The organism is Sphingomonas sp. LH128, from assembly GCF_000293195.2.
GTDB lineage: Bacteria > Pseudomonadota > Alphaproteobacteria > Sphingomonadales > Sphingomonadaceae > Novosphingobium > Novosphingobium resinovorum_A.
In genome coordinates this window covers 1-2,554 of record NZ_ALVC01000410.1, presented here as the reverse complement: position 1 = coordinate 2,554, position 2,554 = coordinate 1, and the positions used below count along the sequence as shown (strand labels likewise).

The 2,554-nt window shown below is 66.0% G+C and carries 2 protein-coding genes; both read left to right on the top strand.

Annotated features, from left to right (window positions below):
• Positions 1 to 256 precede the first annotated feature (256 nt).
• Positions 257 to 1,369, top strand: a complete 1,113-nt coding sequence (locus tag LH128_RS26845) for a branched-chain amino acid aminotransferase (RefSeq protein ID WP_008832845.1) — start codon at positions 257 to 259, stop codon at positions 1,367 to 1,369.
• 351 nt (positions 1,370 to 1,720) lie between these two features.
• On the top strand, positions 1,721 to 2,554 hold an 834-nt coding region (yghU, locus tag LH128_RS26840; protein ID WP_008832844.1), incomplete at its 3' end, for a glutathione-dependent disulfide-bond oxidoreductase.

Below are 2,554 nucleotides of genomic sequence, written 5' to 3'. Positions count from 1 at the left end.
CCCCCCCCCGACTGCGTCGGCGGTTCCCCTCCCCATCGCTTCGCGAAAGGGAGGATGGGCTTGATCCTCCCTTTCGCGAAGCAATGGGGAGGTGGCAGCGGCGAAGTCGTTGACGGAGGGGTATTCTTCGATGATTTGCCTCCCCGGGCCATCGTGCTAAGACTGAATGCTAGAGTAGCAATATTGCTTCCGGGTTGCATTCTGCGAAATTTTCGTTCAACGGCGCAATTCTGTTGCAGACTTGAGGATACGTTCGATGGCGACTCTCGCCGATGCCGGCCTGACTTTCACCACCCTTGCCCACCCCGCCCCCGCCAGCGCCGAGACGCGCGCAGCCGTGCTGGCGAACCCCGGCTTCGGCACCAATTTCACCGACCATATGGTGACGATCGAGTGGACTGAAGGCCAAGACGGTGTTGGGCGATGGCACGATGCGGTAATCGGCCCTCGCCAGCCGATCCCGCTCGATCCGGCGGCGGCGGTGCTGCACTATGCGCAGGAAATCTTCGAGGGCCTCAAGGCCTACAAGCAGGCCGACGGCGCCATCGCGCTGTTCCGCCCCGAAGCCAACGCCGCGCGCTTCAACCAGTCGGCCGAGCGTCTCGCCATGCCCGCGCTGCCGGAAAGCGTGTTCGTCGAAGCCATCGAGAAGCTCGTGCAGATCGACCGCGCCTGGATCCCGGAAGGCGAAGGCGCCTCGCTCTACCTGCGCCCGTTCATGATCGCGACCGAGGCGTTCCTCGGCGTGCGCCCGGCCAAGCAGTACAAGTTCATCGTCATCGCCAGCCCGGCAGGCAACTACTTCAAGTCGGGCGCCCCTGCCGTGTCGATCTGGGTTTCGGACTATACCCGCGCCGCCCCCGGCGGCACCGGCGCAGCCAAGTGCGGCGGCAACTATGCCGCCAGCCTCGTGCCGCAGGCCGAAGCGATCGCGCGCGGCCATGACCAGGTCGTCTTCCTCGACGCCGCCGAGCACAAGTGGATCGAGGAACTGGGCGGCATGAACCTGTACTTCGCGTTCGACGACGGCACCCTGCTGACTCCTGAACTGACCGGCACCATCCTGCCCGGCATCACCCGTGACAGCCTGCTGCAACTCGCCCGTGAAGAGGGCCTGACGGTGACGGAAGGCCGCTACAGCCTCGACCAGTGGCGCGCGGATGCCGCTTCGGGCAAGCTGATCGAGACGTTCGCCTGCGGCACCGCTGCGGTCGTCACCTCGGTCGGCAAGGTCTCGGGCCGCGATGGAGATTTCACCATCGGCACCGGCGGCCCCGGCCAGCTGACCGGCAAGCTGAAGAATCGCCTCGTATCGATCCAGCGCGGCGAAGCGCCGGACACTCACGGCTGGATCCGCAAGATCGGCTGAAGCTGGCATTGAGGATGGCGTCGTCCCGGACTTGATCCGGGACCGCTGGTCATGAGCGGCCCACCTCTTCGCCAGACGTGGTGCTTCGACAAGCTCAGGGTGGGCGGAGGTTGCGCCAAGCGCCCAATCCCGCTCAGGCTGAGCTTGGCGAAGCCCCCGCCAAACCTCGCGCCTAAAGACAGGCGCCGATCCCGGATCAAGCCCGGGATGACTGCAAATTGGCGCCGCGTCGATCCGCGACCTTCATCGAACATCCGGACGAAGCGCTTATATAACCGCTTCCCGCCTTGTCGGCGCTCCTGCGCGAACCTACCTGTGCGCCGTCTTCCATCTCCCAAGGAGCGTTCCCGCATGGCCGATCTCACCTACACCCCGCCCAAGGTCTGGACCTGGGACCAGCCCAACGGCGGTGAGTTCGCCGGCATCAACCGCCCGACCGCCGGCGCCCGCTTCGAACGCGAACTGCCGCGCGGCCAGCACCCCTTCCAGCTCCATTCGCTCGGCACCCCGAACGGACAGAAGGTGACGATCATGCTCGAGGAACTCCTCGCGGCGGGCTACGAAGCCGAATACGACGCCTGGCTGATCTCGATCTCGGACAGCGACCAGTTCTCCTCGGGCTTCGTGTCGATCAACCCGAACTCCAAGATCCCCGCCCTTCTGGACCTGTCCGGCCCGGAGCCGGTGCGCGTGTTCGAATCGGGCTCGATCCTGTTCCACCTCGCCGAGAAGTTCGGCGCCTTCATGCCAACCTCCGGCCCCGGCCGCACCGAATGCATGAACTGGCTGATGTGGCAGATGGGCAGCGCGCCGATGCTGGGCGGCGGCTTCGGCCACTTCTACGCCTATGCGCCGGAAAAGTACCAGTACCCGATCGACCGCTACGCGATGGAGGCCAAGCGCATCCTCGACGTCGCTGACAAGCGCCTCGGCGAAACGCGCTATCTGGCGGGTGACGAGTACACCATCGCCGACATCGCCGCCTACGGCTGGTTCGGCGGCTTCGTGCGCGGCGACGCCTATGGCGACGCGGCGACCTTCCTCGACGTGCCGAGCTATGAGAACCTCATGCGCTGGGGCGAGGAGTTGGGCGCCCGCGAGCCGGTGCGCCGTGGCCGCATCGTCAACCGCAAGGGCGAAGGCTTCGTGCCCGAGCGCCACAGCGCCGCCGACATCGACGCGGTG